The sequence below is a fragment of the Streptomyces liliifuscus genome (genome assembly GCF_016598615.1).
GTDB lineage: Bacteria > Actinomycetota > Actinomycetes > Streptomycetales > Streptomycetaceae > Streptomyces > Streptomyces liliifuscus.
Genome location: NZ_CP066831.1, coordinates 2,167,655 through 2,185,947, shown reverse-complemented (window position 1 = coordinate 2,185,947; position 18,293 = coordinate 2,167,655). Strand labels below are relative to the sequence as shown.

The following is an 18,293-nucleotide window of genomic DNA, read 5'->3' as shown; positions in this document are numbered from 1 at the left end:
AAAGCAGGGGGCCAGCGCCCCAGCCCCTTTAGGGGCGCGGGGAACTGCGCGATCAGCCCCCACCGGGCCCGCACCCGACGAACCACCCGAACGGTCAGTTCGACCCTGGGGTCACCAACCCCGACTCGTACGCCCGGATGACCGCTTGGACCCGGTCCCGCAAACCCAGCTTGCCAAGGACATTGCTGACGTGAGTTTTCACCGTGTGCTCGCTGACGAACAACGTCGTCGCGATCTCCGCGTTGGAGAGCCCACGGGCCAGCAGCCGCAGGGTCTCCTCCTCGCGAGCCGTCAGCACATCGAGCCGTACCGACGAGGGAGGCGGAGCCGACGCCTCGGCCCGCCGTCGCTGGATGATGTCGGCGACCAGCCGCCGCGTCACCGACGGCGCGAGCAGCGAGTCGCCGGCCGCGACCACGCGCACCGCGTGCACCAGGTCGTCCCGGCGCACGTCCTTGAGCAGGAAGCCGCTGGCGCCCGCGTACAGCGCCTCGTACACGTACTCGTCGAGGTCGAACGTCGTCAGCATGACCACCCGGCACCCGGACTGCGCGCAGACCAGCCGGGCCGCCTCCAGGCCGTCCATCCGGGGCATGCGGATGTCGAGCAGCAGCACGTCGGGCGTGTGCCGTTGCACCGCCGCCACCGCTTCGACGCCGTCCCCGGCCTCCGCGACCACCTCGATGTCGGGCTGTGCTTCGAGGATCATGCTGAATCCGCTGCGGACCAGCTCCTGGTCGTCGGCGACCACCACACGGATGCTCACCCCAGGGCCGCCTGCCGGTCGGCGGCCACGGGAAGGCGTACGGCGACCCGGAAGCCGCCGTCGGGGCCGGGTCCCGTACGGGCCGTGCCCCCACAGGCGGCGGCCCGCTCGCGGATCCCGATCAGGCCGTGGCCGGCCCCGTCCCCACTCCCGCGCACGCTTCCGCCGTGGTCCGCGGGGCCTCGCCCGTCGTCCGTCACCGTGAGCGTCAACTCGTCCTCCGTCCAGTCGAGTTCGACCCGCGCGAGGGAAGCGTACGCGTGCTTCACGGTGTTGGTCAGGGCCTCCTGGACCACGCGGTACGCGGCGACCTCGGTGTCCGGGTGCAGCGGACGCGGCTCGCCGGTGGCGTGGAGCTCGACGCGCAGACCGGTGGACCCCGCGACCTGCCGGACCAGGTCGGTCAGGGCCGCCACGCCTGGCTGCGGCAGCCGGGCGGACGTACCGTTCACCGGCTCGTCCTTGAGCACGCCGAGGATCCGCCGCAACTGGTTCATCGCGTCGCGCCCGGCGGCGGCGATGGCGTCGAACGCAGTCTCCGCGCGCTCTGGATCGCTGCGCACCACCACGGGCCCGGCCTCCGCCTGGACCACCATGAGGCTCACCGCGTGGGCCAGGATGTCGTGCATGTCCCGGGCGATCCTGGCCCGTTCCCGCGCGACCGCCCGCGCGGTGTCGGCGGCACGCTCCCGCTCCAGCCGACGGGCCCGGTCCTCCAGAGCCGCGGTGTACGCCCGCTGGAGACGGGACAGCATCCCGAACCCGTACGCGCTGACGCAGCTCAGCAACTGGAAGGCGTACTCGAAGGGTTGGGCGCCCTCCTTGTGCATCATGGTCAGTGACACCCCGGCCAGCCATCCCACCAGCATGAAGCGCCGCTGCCAGGGCAGGGCGATCGCGGCCAACGTGTAGAGCACGACCAGGCCGCCGTACATCACGTCGGGCGGCGGCGCGTGGTAGACCGCCATGGCGGGCGTGAACACCGAGACACCGCAGGCCGCCAGGAACGGCGACCGCCGCCGCCACACCAGCGGCACCGCCGTACCGGCGCCCAGCAGGAACCCCTGCCAGGTGAGGCGGTCGTCGCCGTCGTCGGGGAACATCCACTGCAGCGACGCGGCGAACAGCACCAGCGCGGCGAGCGCGGTGTCGACGACGTACGGGTTGGCCGCGCGCAGGCGTGCGACGGCGGGTGTGATCCAGGACTGGGCGGACACGGACATACGCGGCTCCTCGGGGCAAGGGCCGTCCCAGTATCGGGTGACCACCGGGCCACGTCCTCACCGGTGAGAGGGATTTCCGGGGCCCGCCATCCCGGACGACGCCCGGTCACCCCTGGACGACGCCCGTCACCCCGGACAGGGCTCGCCGCCCTGGACGGGGCCCGCCATCCCGGACGGGGCTCGCCTTTCCGGACGCGGCCCGCCTTTCCGCACGGGGGCTCGGCTTCCCGGACGGGGCTCGGCTTCCCGGACGGGCCCGCCCTGCGACGGGCCCGCCCTCCCAGACAGGGCCCGCCTACCCGACGGGGCGCACGTTCCCGGGACGACGAGACACGCCCGCCGTGTCACTACCGTTCCGGCTGCCACCCCAGCGCCCGGGAGATGCCGAGCGCGGCGAGCCGTACCGCCGGGATCAACGCCGGTGTCTGCGCGTCGCGTTCGGGCACCACGACCGAGACGGCCGCGGCCACCGAGCCGTCCGCCGTGCGGACCGGCGCGGCCACCGAGAGTGCGTCGTCGGTGATCTGACGGGTGCTCACCGCCACGCCCGCGCGCCGGACTTCGGCGAGTACGCGGCGCAGGGTGGCCCCGTCCGTGATGGTGTGCGGGGTGAATCCGGCGAGCGGCCCGCCGCAGTACGTCTCCTGGAAGGCTGACTCGCAGTGCGCGAGCAGCGCGAGGCCCACGCCGGTCGCGTGCAGTGGCCAGCGGGCGCCCACCTGGATCTTGACGCCCACCGCCGAACGGCCTGAGATCCACTCTATGTAGACGACCTCGGAGCCGTCCCGGACCGCCAACTGCACGTTCTCGTGCGTGGCTTCGTACAGGTCCTCCAGATACGGCAGCGCGATCTGCCGCAGCGCGAGACCGCGTGGGGAGAGCGCCGCGATCTCCCACAGGCGCAGGCCCACGTGGTAGATCCCGGACGCGTCGCGCTCCAGGGCGCCCCAGTCGCTGAGCGCTCCCACCAGGCGGTGGGCGGTGGTGAGGGAGAGCCCGGCCCGGCGGCTGATGTCCGTGAGGGAGAGCGCCGGATGCTCGTGGTCGAAGGCGGCGAGCACGGCCAGGAGGCGGTCGGGGGCGGACGCCGCGGTCATCGGCCGGAACCGGTCATGCGTCGAGGCCGGTCATGTGTCGAGCTCCGCTTCGGCGACCCGCTGCAGCAGCGTGTGCAGGGTGTCCCGCTCGGCGGGGTCGAGGGGCTGGAGCAGGTCGTTCGTCACCCGCAGACCCGCCTCGTCGGTGTCGCGCAGAAAGGCGCGCCCGTTCTCGGTGAGCACCACGATGCGGCTGCGGCGGTCGTCGGGGGAGGGTCGGCGCGCGGCGAAGCCGAGCTTCTCCAGGTCGTCGACGAGACCGACGATCGCGCTCGGGTCGTAGCCGAGCCGCGAGCTCAGCTCCCGCTGGAGGGCGCCCTCGGAGGTGGCCAGGAACCGCAGCAGCGCGTAGTGGCGCAGCCGCAGCCCCGACTCCTGGAGGAACGTGTTGAACAGCTGCCCCGACCGCAGTCCCAGCCGGTACAGGAGATAGCCGGTGTCCGAGTGCAGCCCGCGCATCCACGGCTCCTGCGAGTCGATGGCGTCGGGGGGCGTGGCGTGCTGCTGGCCGGCGATGGCGGGCTCCCTGGGCCGGGCCCCCGCGGGGGCGGTGCGTATGTGTTCCCCACAGCATGCCGCACAGACGAGTCGGCAACAACTATTGACGACAACAATGATTGTCTTTAGCTTCGATCTCGTAGCCGTCCTGCCTTCCGCAGGTGATCCGTTTCTCGAAGGGACCCGTCGTGCCCAGCATCGATCTCACCGGCAAGGTCGCCGTCGTCACCGGCTCCGGCCGTGGCCTCGGCCTGGCCTATGCGCATGCCCTGGCCGCCGCAGGCGCCTCCGTGGTCGTCAACGACGTGGACGAGGACGTCGCCGAGCAGGCCGTCAAGGCGATCACCGAGGCGGGCGGCAGCGCCGTGGCCGAGGTGGTCCCGGTCGGCACCACCGAGGCCGCGGACCGCCTGGTCGGCCGTGCGGTGGAGGAGTTCGGCCGCCTCGACATCCTGGTCACCAACGCGGGCATCCTCCGGGACAAGGTCCTGTGGAAGATGACCGACGAGGACTTCGACGCGGTGATCACCACCCACCTCAAGGGCACCTTCACCTGCGCCCGCGCCGCCGCCGTACGCATGCGCGAGCAGGGCGAGGGCGGCACGCTGATCCTGGTCGGTTCCCCGGCCGGACAGCGCGGCAACTTCGGCCAGACCAACTACGCCGCCGCCAAGGCCGGCATCGCCGCAATGGCCCGTACGTGGTCGATGGAGCTGGGCCGCGCGGGCATCACCGTCAACGCGATCGTGCCGGTCGCCGCGACCGCCATGACCGAGACCATCCCGGCCTTCGCGCCCTACATCGAGGCCATGCGGGGCGGCGAGCCGCTGCCGGACTTCCTCCGCAAGGGCGAGGGCTTCGGCACCCCCGAGGACTGCGCCGTCCTCGTCCCGTTCCTGGCCTCCGAGGCCGCTCGCGGGGTGACCGGCCAGGCCATCGGCATCGGCGGCGACAAGGTGGCCCTGTGGTCCCACCCCCAGGAGATCAAGGCGGCGTACGCTGACGGTGGCTGGACCCCCGACTCCCTCGCCGACGTCTGGCCGGCCTCGCTGGGCGCCGAACCGCAGTCGGTCGGCATCCCCGCCCCGAAGTTCCCGGAGGCGTGACCCATGACGAACATCGACGTCGAGGAACTCGTCGCGATCGACGTCCACACCCACGCCGAGGTCTCCTCCAAGGGCACCTCCTCCCTGGACGACGACCTGCACGAGGCCTCCAGCGCCTACTTCAAGGTCGAGGGCAAGCGGAAGCCGACGCTTGAGGAGACGGCCGCCTACTACCGCGAGCGGAAGATGGCCGCCGTGATCTTCACGGTCGACGCCGAGTCCGCCACCGGCACCGAGCCCGTCCCGAACGAGGAGGTCGCCGAGGCGGCCGCCGCCAACCCGGACGTGCTCATCCCCTTCGCCTCCATCGACCCCTTCCGCGGCAAGGCCGGCGTCAAGCGGGCCCGCCGCCTGGTCGAGGAGTACGGGGTGAAGGGCTTCAAGTTCCACCCCAGCATCCAGGGCTTCTTCCCCAACGACAGGTCGGTCGCGTACGACCTGTACGAGGTGATCGAGGAGACCGGCACGATCGCCCTCTTCCACACCGGACAGACGGGCATCGGGGCGGGCGTCCCGGGCGGCGGCGGGATCCGGCTCAAGTACTCCAATCCGCTGCACGTGGACGATGTGGCCGCGGACTTCCCGCATCTCAAGATCATCCTGGCGCATCCGTCGTTCCCCTGGCAGGACGAGGCCCTCGCGGTCGCAACCCACAAGCCGGGCGTCCACATCGACCTGTCCGGCTGGTCGCCGAAGTACTTCCCGCCGCAGCTCGTGCAGTACGCGAACACACTGCTCAAGGACAAGGTGCTGTTCGGTTCCGACTACCCGGTCCTCACCCCGGACCGCTGGCTGGCCGACTTCGCCAAGCTCTCCATCAAGGACGAGGTCAGGCCGAAGATCCTCAAGGAGAACGCGGCCCGGCTGCTCGGGCTGACGAAGCCGTAGCGGGCAGCCATGTACAACGAAGGACAGGGGCACCCCATGTGCAACGAAGGACAGGGGCACGGACATGCGCAATGAGGGACTGGGGTCGTGGCCCGCACGCCGGGCCCGCAAGACCCCGCACCGTACCGCCCTGATCCACGGCGACACGACGGTCACGTACGCCGGGCTGTACGAGCGCACCACCCGCCTCGCGCACGCCCTGCGCGCCTCCGGAGTGCGCCGCGGCGACCGGATCGCCTACCTCGGCCCGAACCACCCCTCCTACCTGGAGGCACTGTTCGCCGCGGGCACGCTCGGGGCGGTCTTCGTACCGCTCAACACCCGCCTCGCCGGGCCCGAGATCGCCTACCAGCTCACGGACTCCGGCGCGAAGGCCCTCGTGTACGGACCGTCGTTCGGCGGCCTGGTCGCGGGACTGCCGGGCAACAGCGACGTGCGTACGTACATCGAAGTGGGCGCCGAATACGACGAGTTGCTCGGCGCGGCCTCCGACGAGGCGATCGACGAACCCGTCAACGTCGACGACACCTGCATCATCATGTACACCTCGGGCACGACCGGCCGGCCCAAGGGCGCGATGCTCACCCACGGCAACCTGACGTGGAACGCGGTCAACGTCCTGGTCGACCAGGACCTGATCACCGACGAACGCGCCCTGGTCTCCGCCCCGTTGTTCCACACGGCCGGGCTGAACATGCTGACCCTGCCGGTCCTCCTCAAGGGCGGCACCTGTGTCCTGGTCGAGGCCTTCGACCCGGCGGCCACCCTCGACCTGATCGAACGGCACCGGATCACCTTCATGTTCGGCGTGCCCACGATGTTCGAGCACGTGGCCCGCCATCCGCGCTGGGCCGACGCCGACCTGTCCTCCCTGCGGATGCTCAGCTGCGGCGGCTCACCCGTGCCGACCCCGCTCATCGCCGCCTACCAGGAGCGGGGCCTCACCTTCCTCCAGGGCTACGGCATGACCGAGGCCTCGCCCGGCGTGCTCTTCCTGGACGCCGAGCACGCGGTGAGCAAGGCGGGTTCTGCGGGCGTGCCGCACTTCTTCAGCGACGTCCGCGTCGTACGGCCCGACCTCGCCCCGGCCGACATCGGCGAGACCGGGGAAGTGGTCGTACGCGGGCCGCACGTCATGCCCGGCTACTGGGGGCTGCCCGACGAGACCGCGGCCGTGTTCCACGACGGGTGGTTCCGCAGCGGGGACGCCGCCCGGATCGACGAGGACGGCTATGTCACCATCGTCGACCGCATCAAGGACATGATCATCTCCGGTGGCGAGAACATCTACCCCGCCGAGATCGAGGACCAGCTCCTCGCCCACCCCGACATCGTCGAGTGCGCGGTCATCGGCGTGCCCGACGAGAAGTGGGGCGAGGTGCCGCGTGCGGTCGTCGTGCCCCGCGAGGACGTCGAGCTCGACCCCGACGAGGTCCTCGCGTCCCTGGCCGGACGCCTCGCCAAGTACAAGATCCCGAAGTCGGTGGTGCTCGCGGACGAACTGCCGCGGACCGCCTCCGGCAAGCTCCTCAAGTCCCGTGTCCGCAAGCGGTACGGCACCAACTCCTAGTCGAAGGAACGACACATGAGCATCACCGCGAACGGCATCGACGAACTCAAGAAGCTCGCCGGCAGCGACCTCGGCACCAGCGAGTGGATCGAGGTCACCCAGGAGCGCATCAACACGTTCGCCGACGCCACGGGTGACCACCAGTGGATCCATGTCGACGAGGAGAAGGCCAAGGAGGGGCCGTTCGGCGCGCCCATCGCGCACGGCTATCTCACGCTGTCCCTGTTCATCCCGCTCTTCACCGAGCTGCTGGACGTCCAGGGCGTCACGACGAAGGTCAACTACGGCCTCAACAAGGTCCGTTTCCCCTCGCCGGTGAAGGTCGGCTCCCGCATCCGCCTCGTCGGGAAGCTGGCGGATGTCGAGGACGTGCCGGGGGGTGTGCAGATCACGGTCGACGGCACGATCGAGATCGAGGGCGCGCCCAAGCCCGCGGCGGTGCTGCAGAGTCTGTCGCGTTTCTACGTCTGAATTCTGACCGGCACCAGGTCGAGAAGCTGTTCCGCCGACTCCCTTGCGAGAGGGGTCAGACGGGCGTACACCGTGCGGAATGTCTTCTCGGCCTGTTCGGCGGGCCAGTTGTCCGGCAGGTGTTTGACCGGGAGGCGAGGGTCCCGGCGGACGACCTGCAGCCACTCCGTCGACAGACGCAGCCGCAGGGCGAGGGCCTCGTCGGGGGCGGGCTCCGTCGTCTCCCAGCGCTGCCAGCGATGTACGAACGCCTCGTAGCGCGTGGCCAGTTCGCCCAGCGCCCAGGTCTCCTCGATCATGGCGCCGATGTCCATGCCCGCGTCCGCGTGGGCCCGGAAGATCTTCACATGGGCGGACAGGCCGAGCTCGGTGACGAGCGCGGAGACGTCCACCTCGCCGGGTGCGATCCACAGCCCGCCGAACAGCGGGCCGAACCCGCTCCAGGTCAACTGCGCGCGCAGATCGTGGCGTTGACGCTGCCAGGACTCCGGCAGCGAGAAGCCGAGCAGCGTCCAGGAGCCGTCCCACTGCCGGTTGACGGCCCCGTCCTCCCAGATCCGCTGCTCGCCGTCCCGCAGCACGGACTCCGAGCGCTCGGTCAGCCCGAAGTACATACGGCGTCCCTCGCGCTGCCGCCTGAGCAGATCGCGGCCCACCATGCGCGTCAGCGTCGAGCGGGTCGCGTGCTCGCCGACGCCCGCGCGACCGAAGACGTCGATGACGCTCCCCGAGTACACGCAGACGTCACGGCCGAGCACCTGGTCGCCCAGGAACGACAGCATGAGGGACTGGGGCCGCAGCGCCTCGTCAGTGGTCACCGGCCCACGGTACGCCCGTCGATCAGCTCGTGACCAGGTCGTACGGGCGCACCGCCGGCCTCAGGACCGGCCACCTCAGGACCGGCAGCCGCCGGACCCGTCTCACCGGTGGCCGGCCACCTCCACGAACACGGGGTTGGAGTAGAACCACGTGTCGAGCCACGGATCGCCGTCGCCGGGCGCGTGCGGGATCGGCCCGTGCGGGTCGACCGACGCGCCCAGGTACCCGGCGCCGTGCCGGTTCCCGTCGCTGCCGCGCAGTCGCACGTAGAAGGACTCGTCCCCTGCGGTCAGCGGGATGCGCAGGGTGTACGTGCCCTTGCGCCCTGACACGTCCGCCGTGTGCACGACCTTGGTGGCCGGTGCCCGCCAGTTGTCCCGGTCGGCCGCCGGACCGCGCACCGCGCCACGGATGACGTCGACGTGGGCCAGCTCGGGCAGGATGTCGTGCGGGTTGGGCCGCGAGGCCGTCGTCACGGTGACGTTCAGGGTGAGCTTCTCGCCCTTGCGGACGCGCAGCCGGCTGCCCAGCGTGACACCCCGGCCGTGGTCGCAGTCCCGCTTCAGCCGTACGTCGAGACCGTCGAGCAGGTGCCCGTGGTCGAGCCAGACCCGGCCCGCGCGCAGGCCCGCCATCACCGCGCGGTAGCCGTAGCGGGACACACCCACGTGGGTGCGGCTGAACTGGCCGGGCCAGAAGTCGCCGCCGGGCTGCGGTTCGGTGGTGTTGACCGGGTCGGGCAGCCGTCCCGTGTTGTCGAAGTTCTGCCCCGGCGGCCAGTCGCCGTTCTTCCAGGTGTCGAACACCACCCGGTGCACATCGGAGTTGGTGGTGATCGTGAACAGCCGGCCCTCGGAGAGCATGGCGTCCCACATGCCGCCGACGGTCGCCGTCATCCAGTCGAAGCCGCCGTAGGTGACGTACGCGTCCGTCGGATAGCCCGGCCAGGAGTCCGCCGAGGGCTTGTTCTCGTACTCGCCGCGCATCGACGTCGGACCGCGCCAGCCGGGGATGGCACCGCCCTGGGCGCCGGGCGCGCCCTCCATGCCGATCATGATCTCGGGGGCCGCGTCCCGCCAGTTCCGCATCTCGTGCGGGGAGTCGATGCCCAGGCGCGAGGGGTGGTTGGCGAAGACCAGCACGTCGTCCACGTAGCCCGAACGGCGTTGCGCGGCAAGCCACTTGATGGCCTTGACGGCGTGTGCCTCGTTGCGCGGGGTGTCCGGGTGGGTGGGGGCGCCCGCCGTGTAGCCGAGCAGCTTGCCGTCGTAGGCCAGCTCGAACTTCGTGAGCAGGTCCACCTCGTGGCGACCGGGCGCCGCGAAGATCGTGCAGTGTTCGGCGCCCGGGATGTACCACTCCAGGCCCTGGAAGATCAGCTGACGCGGGTTCGCCGCGCGGGCCTTGAGGATCTCCTTGTGCTCCAACTGCGCGCCGTACTTGGCGTGCCCGAAGTTGGAGTGTTCGTTGAACACCATCCAGTCGAGGCCGTACTCGGCGCCGGCCTGCGCGACCTGGTCGAAGGTGTACTTGGCGTCGTGGCTGTAGACGGAGTGGACGTGGTGGTCGCCGACGAGGTAGGCGAGTCGCGGGTCGTTGCCGCCGAAGCCCTTGGCGCTCGCCATGGCGGGCGTCGCCAGCGACCCGGCGGCGAAGGCGGCGCCGAACAGGCCCGCACGGCGCATGAGTTGACGTCTGGACACGCCCTGCGCGTCGAGGGCTGCGGGGGAGACGGACGGATCTGCCCAGGCGGGCAGCTGCTGCTCGGTCATGGTCTGGTGAGTCCCTCGGAGTTCGATGGATCAGTGGTTCATGAACGACTTGACGGGCAGGGCGCGTTCGACGATCCGCACGTCACCGAGCCGTCCGTGCAGGATCTGGTCGATCTTCCCGGCGTACTCGTAGCCCCCGAGGAGCCAGGGCAGTCCGACCGAGGTCAGTCCCACGGAGCGCGCGGTGGGATTGCGGGCCACGGGGCACCCCTGGACGTACAGCGTGGTGTGCGAGCCGTCGTTGACGACGGCGACGTGCCACCACTGTTCCCGGGCCGTCTCGTCGCCCCAGTTGGTGGCGATGCCCTCCTGGTTGAGCGGCCGCACCGCCCACTGCGGGCCGGGCCCGTCCGACAGGGACAGTGTGGCGAGCGGCTCGTCCGGGTCGCCCTCCTTCTTGCCCGCGGCCCCGCCCGTACCGGTGCGGCTGACCAGCCCCGCCCAGGCGTTGCGGGACGCGTCCCAGTCGGCGGGCAGCTGGTAGAAGGCCTCGACGGTGTAACCGCCGCGGAAGGTGGCCGAGTTGAGCGGCGCGTTGTCCACGGTCCGCAGGTAGGCGCCCCGCAGCGGTGACTTGTCGCCGTTGAAGGACAGGCTGCCGTGCCCCGGCTGGTCGGGGTGGTGTGCCGACGACCAGGTCAGGGAACCGTCGCCGACCTTGACCACGGTCAGGTCGTTGCCGCGTCCGGAGAGGTCGCGGACCGTGCCGTCCAGGGCCGAGCCCTCCGCGTGGCCGTCGAACCGCCAGTAGGCGAGCGTGCCCCGCACCAGCATCTCGGAGGCGGGCCGGGGCGCGCGCGGCGGCACCGGGGCGAAGCCGGAGAAGCGCTTCTCGAAGTCGACGGCCACCGAGAACCGGTCCGCGGGGCCGGACAGTTCGATCTCCTGGCGCTCCAGCTCGTTGAGCCCCTTGGCCGCCCGGCCCAGGATCCACGGCGAGATCGTCTCGACGTCGATGGTGTCGCGGTCGAGGTCGAAGCGGTACAGCCGGATCATCGCAGCGCCGCCGTAGTAACGGTTCTGATAGTTCGTCAGGTGAAGGTGTACGTCGTTCCCTGCGGCGTTCTTGCGCACGGTCCGGGCGGCCGGCCAGTAGTGCCCGTTGAGGGTGAGGAAGATCTGGTCGTGCTCCTTGACCAGCCGGTCCCAGAGCTGCTGTCCGTAGGCGGAGAGGGTGTCGTCCTCGTAGACCAGCTCATGGGTGGTGAGGATGACCGGTGTCCTCGGGTGCTGGGCGATGACGCTCTTGGCCCACTCGTAGCCCTTCGCCGACAGCCGCCAGTCCAGGGCGAGGACGAGCCACTGCCGGCCGGCCGCCTTGAAGAGGTGGAAGGTGTTGTAGCCGTCCGGCGAGGCCCCGCCGAAGGTCGGCCTGCCCTTGAACCGCTTCGGGCCGAAGGCCTCCAGATAGGGGGTCGGGCCCCGCTGGTCGTCGGTGGAGGACTTCACGTCGTGGTTGCCCGCCAGGACGCTGTAGCCCACGCCCCGCCGGTCCAGCAGCTCGAACGCCTTGCTCACCGCGGCGACTTCGGGCTGGGCGCCGTTCTCCGTGAGGTCGCCCAGGTGCGAGAGGAAGACGATGTTCTCGTCCTTCCCGTGCTCCAGGACGTATCGCAAGGACGCCTCGATCGGGGCGGGGTTGATGCTCGGCCCGTCGAAGAGGTACTGCGTGTCGGGCATCACGGCGAGCGTGAAGCGGCGGCTGTCGGTGTCGGGTCTCCAACGGGTGCCCGAAGCGGGCGCCGCCTGCGCGGTGGCCGCCGGCAGCGAGACCGCCGCCGTGGCCGCGCCGATCAGCGCGGTCGCCCGCAGGAAGTTCCGTCGTCCGGCGCCGGCTTGCGGGCAGGCCTCGGCCGGGTCGTGCTCATGCGAAGTACACACGTCTGCTCCGTGAGAAGGGGGAGGGACTGCTCGGCAGAGGGGGGTGGCGACTCGGGGAGGGGGTGGCGACCGGAGAGGGACGGTGACCGGGATCAGAGCACGCGCAGCGTCCAGGCCCAGCGGTGGGTGCCCGGCGCGACGAGGTACTCGGCCGAGGTGTCGGGCCCGCACGACGCCGTGCCGAGCCCCCGGTGCGCGGCGTCGAGGTGCACGACACAGCCGGGCCGCGGCACCAGCTCGTCGTGGTGCGCGGCGGCGGCCAGATCCTCGGCCCGGTACCGGTTGACGGAGACCTGCCCCGGCGCCCCGAGCTCCACGGTCAGCCCCGTGGCGTCCGGCGCCGACAGCGTGAACCGGCGCACACCGTGCCGGCCGCCGCTCTCCTGGGGCCGCAGATAGGGGGTGAACAGCTCGTCCACCGGAAGCGAGTGGTGCCCCACGGGCGCGCCCGTGCTCCGGTCCGGGTAGGACTCCCAGGGGCCCTGCCCGTACCAGTCCAGGACATCGAGCCCGGCGACCGTCTCGAAGACCGTGCCGACGCGGGCCACGTCGTCGAGGCCCTCCGGAAGTTCGGCCGACTCCTCGACCCGGAGGCCACCGGCGACCGGGGTGAACACCTGCTCGTGGCGGACGGGCCCGGCCCCGGTCGCGTACTCGGCGACCACGACGACCCGGGAGCCCTCCTCACGCACGTCCACGACCTTGCGTACGAGCTCGTCGAGGCCCCAGTCGTGCCAGCGGGCCGCCATGCCGCCCAGCTCGTCGTTGTCGGTGGGCGCCCGCCACAGCGAGAGCACGGGCGCGGCGGTCAGCAGCGGATGGACCAGCAGCGCGTCCGCGTCCAGCGTGACGGCCGGACCGGCCGCGGGCTCCGGCGCCGCGTCGGCGACGGCCGTGCCCAGCCGGACCTGCGGCAGGCACACCTCGGTGCCGAGCGGCGCCCAGGCCTCGTCGTCGGCGGTCGTGACCCGCAGCGTCAGCCAGGACTCGCCCTCCGGCACGGGGAACGGCAGCGGCACCGCCGCGGACTCACCCGGCAGTACGTCGGGCAGCTCGGCCGGTGCTGTCAGCGTGGTGCCGTCCGCGAGGACCAGGCGCCACTCGGCGGCCAGCCATTCCAGGCCGCGGAAGTGCTGCCGGTTGTGGACCAGGAGCACGTCCTGGTGGTGGGTGAGGCGGACCGGCGCCGCGATCTCCCGGTGTTCGTACATCACGGGCTTGGGCGTGCGGTCGGGGAACACCACGCCGTCGGCGATGAACGCCCCGTCGTGGATGGTCTCGCCGAAGTCGCCGCCGTAGGCCCAGCGATGGCCGGGCGCGGCGACTCCGTGCTCGTACAGTCCGGCGCCCCCACGCCCGACAGGTCTTCCGTCGTTCACACGCTGGAGAATGCCGTGGTCCCAGAACTCCCAGATGAAGCCGCCCTGAAGACCTGGGGTGGACTCGATGGCGGCCCAGGTGTCGGCGAGCGTGCCGTTGCTGTTGCCCATGGCGTGCGAGTACTCGCACTGGATGATGGGCTTGGTCTGCTTCCCGGACCGGGCGTGCGCGACACAGTCCTCGATCGGCGCGTACATCGGGCAGGCGATGTCGGAGGCGAGCGTGAGGTCGGCCCAGTCGAGCTTGGCCGCGCCCTCGTACTGGATCGGGCGGGTCGGATCGTGGCGCCGGACCCAGCCCGCGGCCGCGTCGTGGTTGGCGCCGTAGTCGGACTCGTTGCCGAGCGACCAGATGATGACCGACGGATGGTTCTTGTCGCGCAGCACCATGCGCGAGACCCGGTCCACGAAGGCGGGCAGATAGCGGGGGTCGTCGGCGATCTCGTGGGCGTGGTCGTGCGACTCGATGTTCGCCTCGTCCACGACGTAGAAACCCAGCTCGTCGGCGAGGTCGTACAGCGTCGGGTCGTTCGGGTAGTGGGCCGTGCGGATCGCGTTGAAGCCGAAGCGCTTCATGACGACCAGGTCCGCGCGCATGTCCTCGGTGGTGACCGTGCGACCGGTCAGCGGGTGGAAGTCGTGCCGGTTGACGCCCCGGATGTAGACGCGCTCGCCGTTGACCAGCAGGTCCCGGCCGTGGATCTCGACGTCCCGGAATCCGACCCGGTGGTGCGAGGTGTCGGCGACCGAGCCGTCGGCCCGGTGCAGTCGCACGGTCAGGTCGTACAACTCGGGCGTCTCGGCGGACCACGGCCACACGTTCTCGACGGTGCCCCGCAGGCGGGCCTCACCGAGGAAGTCGGACACCCGCATGTCCTCGGCGTTGAAGCGGTCGAACTCGGTGTCCTGGGCGAGGAGTTGACCGTCCACCGCCCCGGTGACGTACCACCCCGGCGGCAGCGGTCCGGCCGCGTCGCGCACCTGGCAGTCGACCCGGAGCCGCCCGTCCCGCCGGGCCCGCACGGTCACGTCCGCGAGATACAGCGGGTCGGTCGCGTACAGCAGCACCGAGCGGGTGATGCCGGCGTGCCACCACTGGTCCTGGTCCTCGATGTGCGAGGCGTCGGACCACTTGACGACGGTGAACCGTACGGTCGCCGGGTCCCCGGGGCGTACGACGTCGGAGAGGTCGAACTCGGCCGCGAGGTGGGAGTCCTTGGAGATGCCGACCGGTTTGCCGTTCACATGGACCAGGAGCACGCTCTCGGCCGCGCCGACCTGGAGCACGATCCGGCGGCCTGCCCACTCGGCGGGGATGTCGACGGAACGCTCGTATATGCCCGTCGGGTTGGCGGCGGGCGAGGCGGGCGGGAACTCGCCCCACGGCATCTGCGCGTTGGTGTACTGCGGCAGGTCGTCGCCGCTCTGCGTGGTCCAGGTGCCCGGCACCTCGGTCCGGGTCCACTCGCCCGAGCAGCCCATGGGCGAGGGCAGCAGCTGGAAGTGCCAGGAGCCGTCCAGGGACAGCGCACCGGAGCGCCGGTCCACCGCGTTCATGGCCAGCCGCCCCCAGGAGGTCACCTCGGGTGCCTCCCAGGGGCGCAGGGCGATCAGGTGATCGCGTCGCATCAGCGAATGGCTCCCTTGCCGAGATCCGCGATGATCTGCTTGGCGCCGATCGCGAAGACGATCAGCAGCGGGATGAGGGCCAGTACCGCACCCGTCATGACCATCCCGTAGTCCGTGGTGCCGTGGACGCCGTTGAGCTGCGACAGCGCGACCTGGAGGGTCACGTTGTCCGGGTTGGTGAGGGCGATCAACGGCCAGGCGTAGTCGTTCCACTGGCCCATGAACGTGAAGATGCCGAGGAAGGCGAGACCGGGCCGCACGACGGGCAGGGCCACGTGCCAGTACTGGCGCATGAAGCTCGCCCCGTCGAGCTTGGAGGCGTCGAGCAGCTCGTCGTGGATCGCGCTCTTCATGTACTGCCGCATCCAGAAGATGCCGAACGCGTTCGCGGCGGCCGGCACGACCAGCGAGGTCATCGAGCCGATCCAGCCGAGCTTCGCCATGATCACGAACTGCGGGATGGCCTGCAGCTGGGCAGGCACCATGAAGATCATCATCATCATGGCGAACAGCACTCCCCGGCCCGGGAAGCTGAACTTCGCGAAGACGAACGCGGCCAGCGAGTCGAAGAAGAGCACGAGGACCGTCACCGTGGTGGCGACGAGCAGCGAGTTGAACATCGACCCGAAGAAGTCGATGCTGTCGAAGAGCTTGCTGAGGTTGTCGCCGAGGTGCGATCCGGGCAGCAGCTTCGGCGGGTAGGAGAAGATCTCGGTCGACGAGTGCGTCGACATGATCACGGCCCAGTAGAACGGGAACGCGGAGAGCAGCACGCCGAGGATCAGCGAGGCGTGGAGGGCGATGCCCCTGCGCCGGGTGCCGTCGATGCGCTTGTTCTTGCCGTGCCTGGCCTTGCCGGGCTCGGACTCGGTGGGCTTGACATCGGTGATTGTCATGGTGACGGGCCTCCCTAGTCTTCGCCCCGGCGCTGCACCAAGCGCCAGTTGATGATCGAGAAGATGACGACGACGAGGAAGATGCCCCAGGCCACGGCGGCGCCGTAACCGAAGTCGTTGTTGTCGAAGGTCTGCTGGAAGAAGTAGAGGACCATCGTCCGGCCGGCGTGGTCGGGGCCGCCGGAGAACGTCGACTCGTTGGCCGTGGTCTGCAGCAGCACCTGGGGTTCGGAGAAGCTCTGCAGTCCGGTGACCGTCGAGATCACGAGGACGAAGAGCAGCACGGGCCGCATCATCGGCAGCGTGATCCGGAAGAAGGTCTGGACGGGTCCGGCGCCGTCCACACGCGCGGCCTCGTACAGCTCACCGGGGATCGTCTGGAGTCCGGCGAGGAAGATGATCGCGTTGTAGCCGGTCCACTGCCAGGTCATCAGGGTCGCGATGGCGACCTTGATGCCCCAGGGGGTGTTCAGCCAGGCCACCTGGTCGAGACCGACCGCCTGCAGAAGCGCGTTCACCAGGCCGAAGTTGGTGGAGAAGACCGAGCCGAAGATGATCGCGACGGCCACCACCGAGGTGACGTTGGGCAGGAAGAACGCGAAGCGGTAGATCTTCTTGAAGCGCACCGCCGAGTTGAGCATCACGGCCGTCACCATCGCCAGGAAGATCATGGGGAAGGTGGCCAGCGCCCAGATGATGATCGTGTTGCCGATCGAACTCCAGAAGTCGGTGTCCGACAGCAGGTACTTGTACTGCGACAGCCCGGCGTACTGCATCGATCCCAGACCGTCCCAGCGGTGGAACGACAGATACAGCGAGAAGCCGACCGGGATCAGACCGAAGGCGAGGAACAGCAGATAGAAGGGCGAGATCGCGGCGTACAGCCGCCAGTAACTCCTGATGCTCTTCCTGGGGTTGGGGGTGGGTGGCTCCACGGCGGGCGCCGGGGGCTTCTCGACCAGGGGCACGGTAGCCATCAGTGACTCACCCCCAGGTGGTCCGCGATGCGCCGGCACTTGCTCATGGCGTCCCTCCAGGCCTTCTTGGGGTCCTTGCCGAGGACGCCGACGTTCTTGATCTCGTCCTTGATCGGCTGCCCGAGAGCCACGTCGAACGGGCTGTTGAAGGCGACCGGGATCTTCTCCGCGGCCGGCCCGTAGACGTCCATCGTGATCTGGTCGCCGAAGAACGGGTCGGGCTCGCGCAGCTTCTTCATGTCGTACGAGGCGGGGGTCGACGGGAAGAGTCCGGCGTCGACGAAGCCCTGGGCCTGGTTGTCCGCGTTGAGCAGCCAGGTGATGATCTCGAAGGCCTTCTCGGGTTCGCGGCACGCCTTGGTGATCGCCAGGAACGAGCCGCCGACGTTCGACGGGCCGCCCGGACAGTTCGCCACCCGCCATCTGCCCTTGGTCTTCGGGTACTGGAGCTTGAGGTCACCGGCCGCCCAGGAGGCGTTGAGCTGGCTCGGCAGCCGGCCCTTCTCGGTGGCCGAGATGGAGTCGGGGGTGCCCGTCACGAGGTCGGAGACGATCCCGCGCCGCTTGGCCTCCACCGCACGGTCCCAGCAGACGCGTACGTGCTCGCCGTCGCCGATGAAGTGCTTGTCCCGGTTCACATACCGGGTGGTCCCCTGGCCGATCGACATCTCGAAGACGCTGCCGACGTCGGTCAGGATGTACGTGCCCGGGATGCGCTTCTTGAGCTGCTCACCGGCCGCGAAGAACTTGTCCCAGGTGTTCATCTCCGAGGACACGTCGTCCGGTTCGTACGCCAGCCCGGCCTTCTCGTAGACCGCCGGCTGGTAGTACTGCACGACCGGGCCCACGTCGATGGGGAAGCCGATGAGGCTGCCGTCCGGTGCGACCGCCTGCTGCCACTTCCAGTCCAGGTACTGGCTCTTGAGCTTCTCGGCGCCGAGCGTTCGCAGATCGACGAACTGGTCGGCGTTCGGCAGATAGGACGCCATGTCCTCGCCCTTGAGCCCCGCGATGTCGGGGATGTGGGCCTGGCCGGTCATCGTGGTGATCAGCTTGGAGCGGTAGTAGCCGCCGATCTGGATCGCGTCCAGGTCGACCGACGAGTCGTAGCGCGCCTTGGCCTTCTTGACGACGGTGTCGCTCAGCCCGCCGCTCCAGTACCACAGGACCATGTTCCGGCCGGTCGAGCCGGTCGGTACGGCGCAGCCGGACGCCAGGCCGCCGAGCGCCGTGGCGGCCGTACCGGCCAGACCCGCGCGGAGCAGGCCCCTTCGTGAGAGCCGCACAGCTCCCACCGCCTTTCGGATGTGTTCGGTCTTCG

General features: G+C 70.2%; 15 protein-coding genes. 4 read left to right on the top strand and 11 right to left on the bottom strand.

The window, feature by feature from the left end:
• Window positions 1–94 precede the first annotated feature (94 nt).
• From JEQ17_RS09350 to JEQ17_RS09335, 4 genes are all read right to left on the bottom strand, one after another.
• Entirely contained in the window at window positions 95–766 is a 672-nt protein-coding gene (locus JEQ17_RS09350; RefSeq protein WP_200394792.1) for a response regulator, read from the bottom strand.
• Window positions 763–1,989 (bottom strand): sensor histidine kinase, encoded by a 1,227-nt coding sequence (locus JEQ17_RS09345; RefSeq protein ID WP_200394791.1) that lies wholly within the window; start codon window positions 1,987–1,989, stop codon window positions 763–765. Before JEQ17_RS09345 ends, JEQ17_RS09350 begins: the two co-directional genes overlap by 4 nt.
• Window positions 1,990–2,336: 347 nt before the next feature.
• A complete protein-coding gene (locus JEQ17_RS09340) occupies window positions 2,337–3,086 on the bottom strand; it encodes an IclR family transcriptional regulator (RefSeq protein ID WP_200394790.1) in 750 nt (249 codons plus the stop codon).
• Window positions 3,087–3,116: 30 nt separating this feature from the next.
• Window positions 3,117–3,545, bottom strand: a complete 429-nt coding sequence (locus JEQ17_RS09335; protein ID WP_200394789.1) for a MarR family winged helix-turn-helix transcriptional regulator — start codon at window positions 3,543–3,545, stop codon at window positions 3,117–3,119.
• 227 nt (window positions 3,546–3,772) lie between these two features.
• Between JEQ17_RS09335 and JEQ17_RS09330 the strand changes: the two genes are divergently transcribed.
• From JEQ17_RS09330 to JEQ17_RS09315, 4 genes are all read left to right on the top strand, one after another.
• The gene (locus tag JEQ17_RS09330) at window positions 3,773–4,690 is read left to right on the top strand and encodes an SDR family oxidoreductase (protein ID WP_200394788.1); all 918 of its coding nucleotides are present in this window, start codon (window positions 3,773–3,775) and stop codon (window positions 4,688–4,690) included.
• Window positions 4,691–4,702: 12 nt separating this feature from the next.
• On the top strand, window positions 4,703–5,578 hold the full coding sequence (locus JEQ17_RS09325; protein WP_325176327.1) for an amidohydrolase family protein: 876 nt from the start codon (window positions 4,703–4,705) through the stop codon (window positions 5,576–5,578).
• A 64-nt stretch (window positions 5,579–5,642) separates the two neighbouring features.
• The gene (gene menE / locus JEQ17_RS09320; protein ID WP_200394786.1) at window positions 5,643–7,148 is read left to right on the top strand and encodes an o-succinylbenzoate--CoA ligase; all 1,506 of its coding nucleotides are present in this window, start codon (window positions 5,643–5,645) and stop codon (window positions 7,146–7,148) included.
• Between the two features lie 15 nt (window positions 7,149–7,163).
• Window positions 7,164–7,619: a MaoC family dehydratase gene (locus JEQ17_RS09315; protein WP_200394785.1), complete on the top strand. Its 456-nt coding sequence runs from the start codon at window positions 7,164–7,166 to the stop codon at window positions 7,617–7,619.
• Here the strand turns inward: JEQ17_RS09315 and JEQ17_RS09310 are convergent.
• The 7 genes from JEQ17_RS09310 to JEQ17_RS09280 form a co-directional block, all read right to left on the bottom strand.
• Window positions 7,610–8,437, bottom strand: coding sequence for a PaaX family transcriptional regulator (locus tag JEQ17_RS09310; protein ID WP_234048128.1), 828 nt, complete (start codon window positions 8,435–8,437; stop codon window positions 7,610–7,612). The two genes, JEQ17_RS09315 and JEQ17_RS09310, sit on opposite strands and share 10 nt — an antisense overlap.
• Before the next feature lie 102 nt (window positions 8,438–8,539).
• Window positions 8,540–10,210, bottom strand: coding sequence for a PHP domain-containing protein (locus JEQ17_RS09305; RefSeq protein ID WP_200394784.1), 1,671 nt, complete (start codon window positions 10,208–10,210; stop codon window positions 8,540–8,542).
• Between the two features lie 30 nt (window positions 10,211–10,240).
• Window positions 10,241–12,091 (bottom strand): LamG-like jellyroll fold domain-containing protein, encoded by a 1,851-nt coding sequence (locus tag JEQ17_RS09300; protein ID WP_200394783.1) that lies wholly within the window; start codon window positions 12,089–12,091, stop codon window positions 10,241–10,243.
• 92 nt (window positions 12,092–12,183) lie between these two features.
• Window positions 12,184–15,099 (bottom strand): glycoside hydrolase family 2 TIM barrel-domain containing protein, encoded by a 2,916-nt coding sequence (locus JEQ17_RS09295; RefSeq protein WP_200394782.1) that lies wholly within the window; start codon window positions 15,097–15,099, stop codon window positions 12,184–12,186.
• Window positions 15,099–15,995 carry a carbohydrate ABC transporter permease gene (locus JEQ17_RS09290; protein WP_079053580.1) on the bottom strand — a complete coding sequence of 299 codons (897 nt, stop codon included), beginning with the start codon at window positions 15,993–15,995 and terminating at the stop codon, window positions 15,099–15,101. Before JEQ17_RS09290 ends, JEQ17_RS09295 begins: the two co-directional genes overlap by 1 nt.
• Window positions 15,996–16,009: 14 nt before the next feature.
• A complete protein-coding gene (locus JEQ17_RS09285) occupies window positions 16,010–16,972 on the bottom strand; it encodes a carbohydrate ABC transporter permease (protein ID WP_200394781.1) in 963 nt (320 codons plus the stop codon).
• On the bottom strand, window positions 16,972–18,258 hold the full coding sequence (locus JEQ17_RS09280; RefSeq protein ID WP_200394780.1) for an extracellular solute-binding protein: 1,287 nt from the start codon (window positions 18,256–18,258) through the stop codon (window positions 16,972–16,974). Before JEQ17_RS09280 ends, JEQ17_RS09285 begins: the two co-directional genes overlap by 1 nt.
• Between the last annotated feature and the right edge of the window lie 35 nt (window positions 18,259–18,293).

Bases quoted from the DNA above. Each gene is read 5' to 3' on its own strand.
- JEQ17_RS09345 (WP_200394791.1), bottom strand. From the start codon at position 1,989: ATGTCCGTGTCCGCCCAGTCCTGGATCACACCCGCCGTCGCACGCCTG.
- JEQ17_RS09340 (WP_200394790.1), bottom strand. From the start codon at position 3,086: ATGACCGCGGCGTCCGCCCCCGACCGCCTCCTGGCCGTGCTCGCCGCC.
- JEQ17_RS09335 (WP_200394789.1), bottom strand. From the start codon at position 3,545: ATGCGCGGGCTGCACTCGGACACCGGCTATCTCCTGTACCGGCTGGGA.
- menE (WP_200394786.1), top strand. From the start codon at position 5,643: ATGCGCAATGAGGGACTGGGGTCGTGGCCCGCACGCCGGGCCCGCAAG.
- JEQ17_RS09315 (WP_200394785.1), top strand. From the start codon at position 7,164: ATGAGCATCACCGCGAACGGCATCGACGAACTCAAGAAGCTCGCCGGC.
- JEQ17_RS09305 (WP_200394784.1), bottom strand. From the start codon at position 10,210: ATGACCGAGCAGCAGCTGCCCGCCTGGGCAGATCCGTCCGTCTCCCCC.
- JEQ17_RS09295 (WP_200394782.1), bottom strand. From the start codon at position 15,099: ATGCGACGCGATCACCTGATCGCCCTGCGCCCCTGGGAGGCACCCGAG.
- JEQ17_RS09290 (WP_079053580.1), bottom strand. From the start codon at position 15,995: ATGACAATCACCGATGTCAAGCCCACCGAGTCCGAGCCCGGCAAGGCC.
- JEQ17_RS09285 (WP_200394781.1), bottom strand. From the start codon at position 16,972: ATGGCTACCGTGCCCCTGGTCGAGAAGCCCCCGGCGCCCGCCGTGGAG.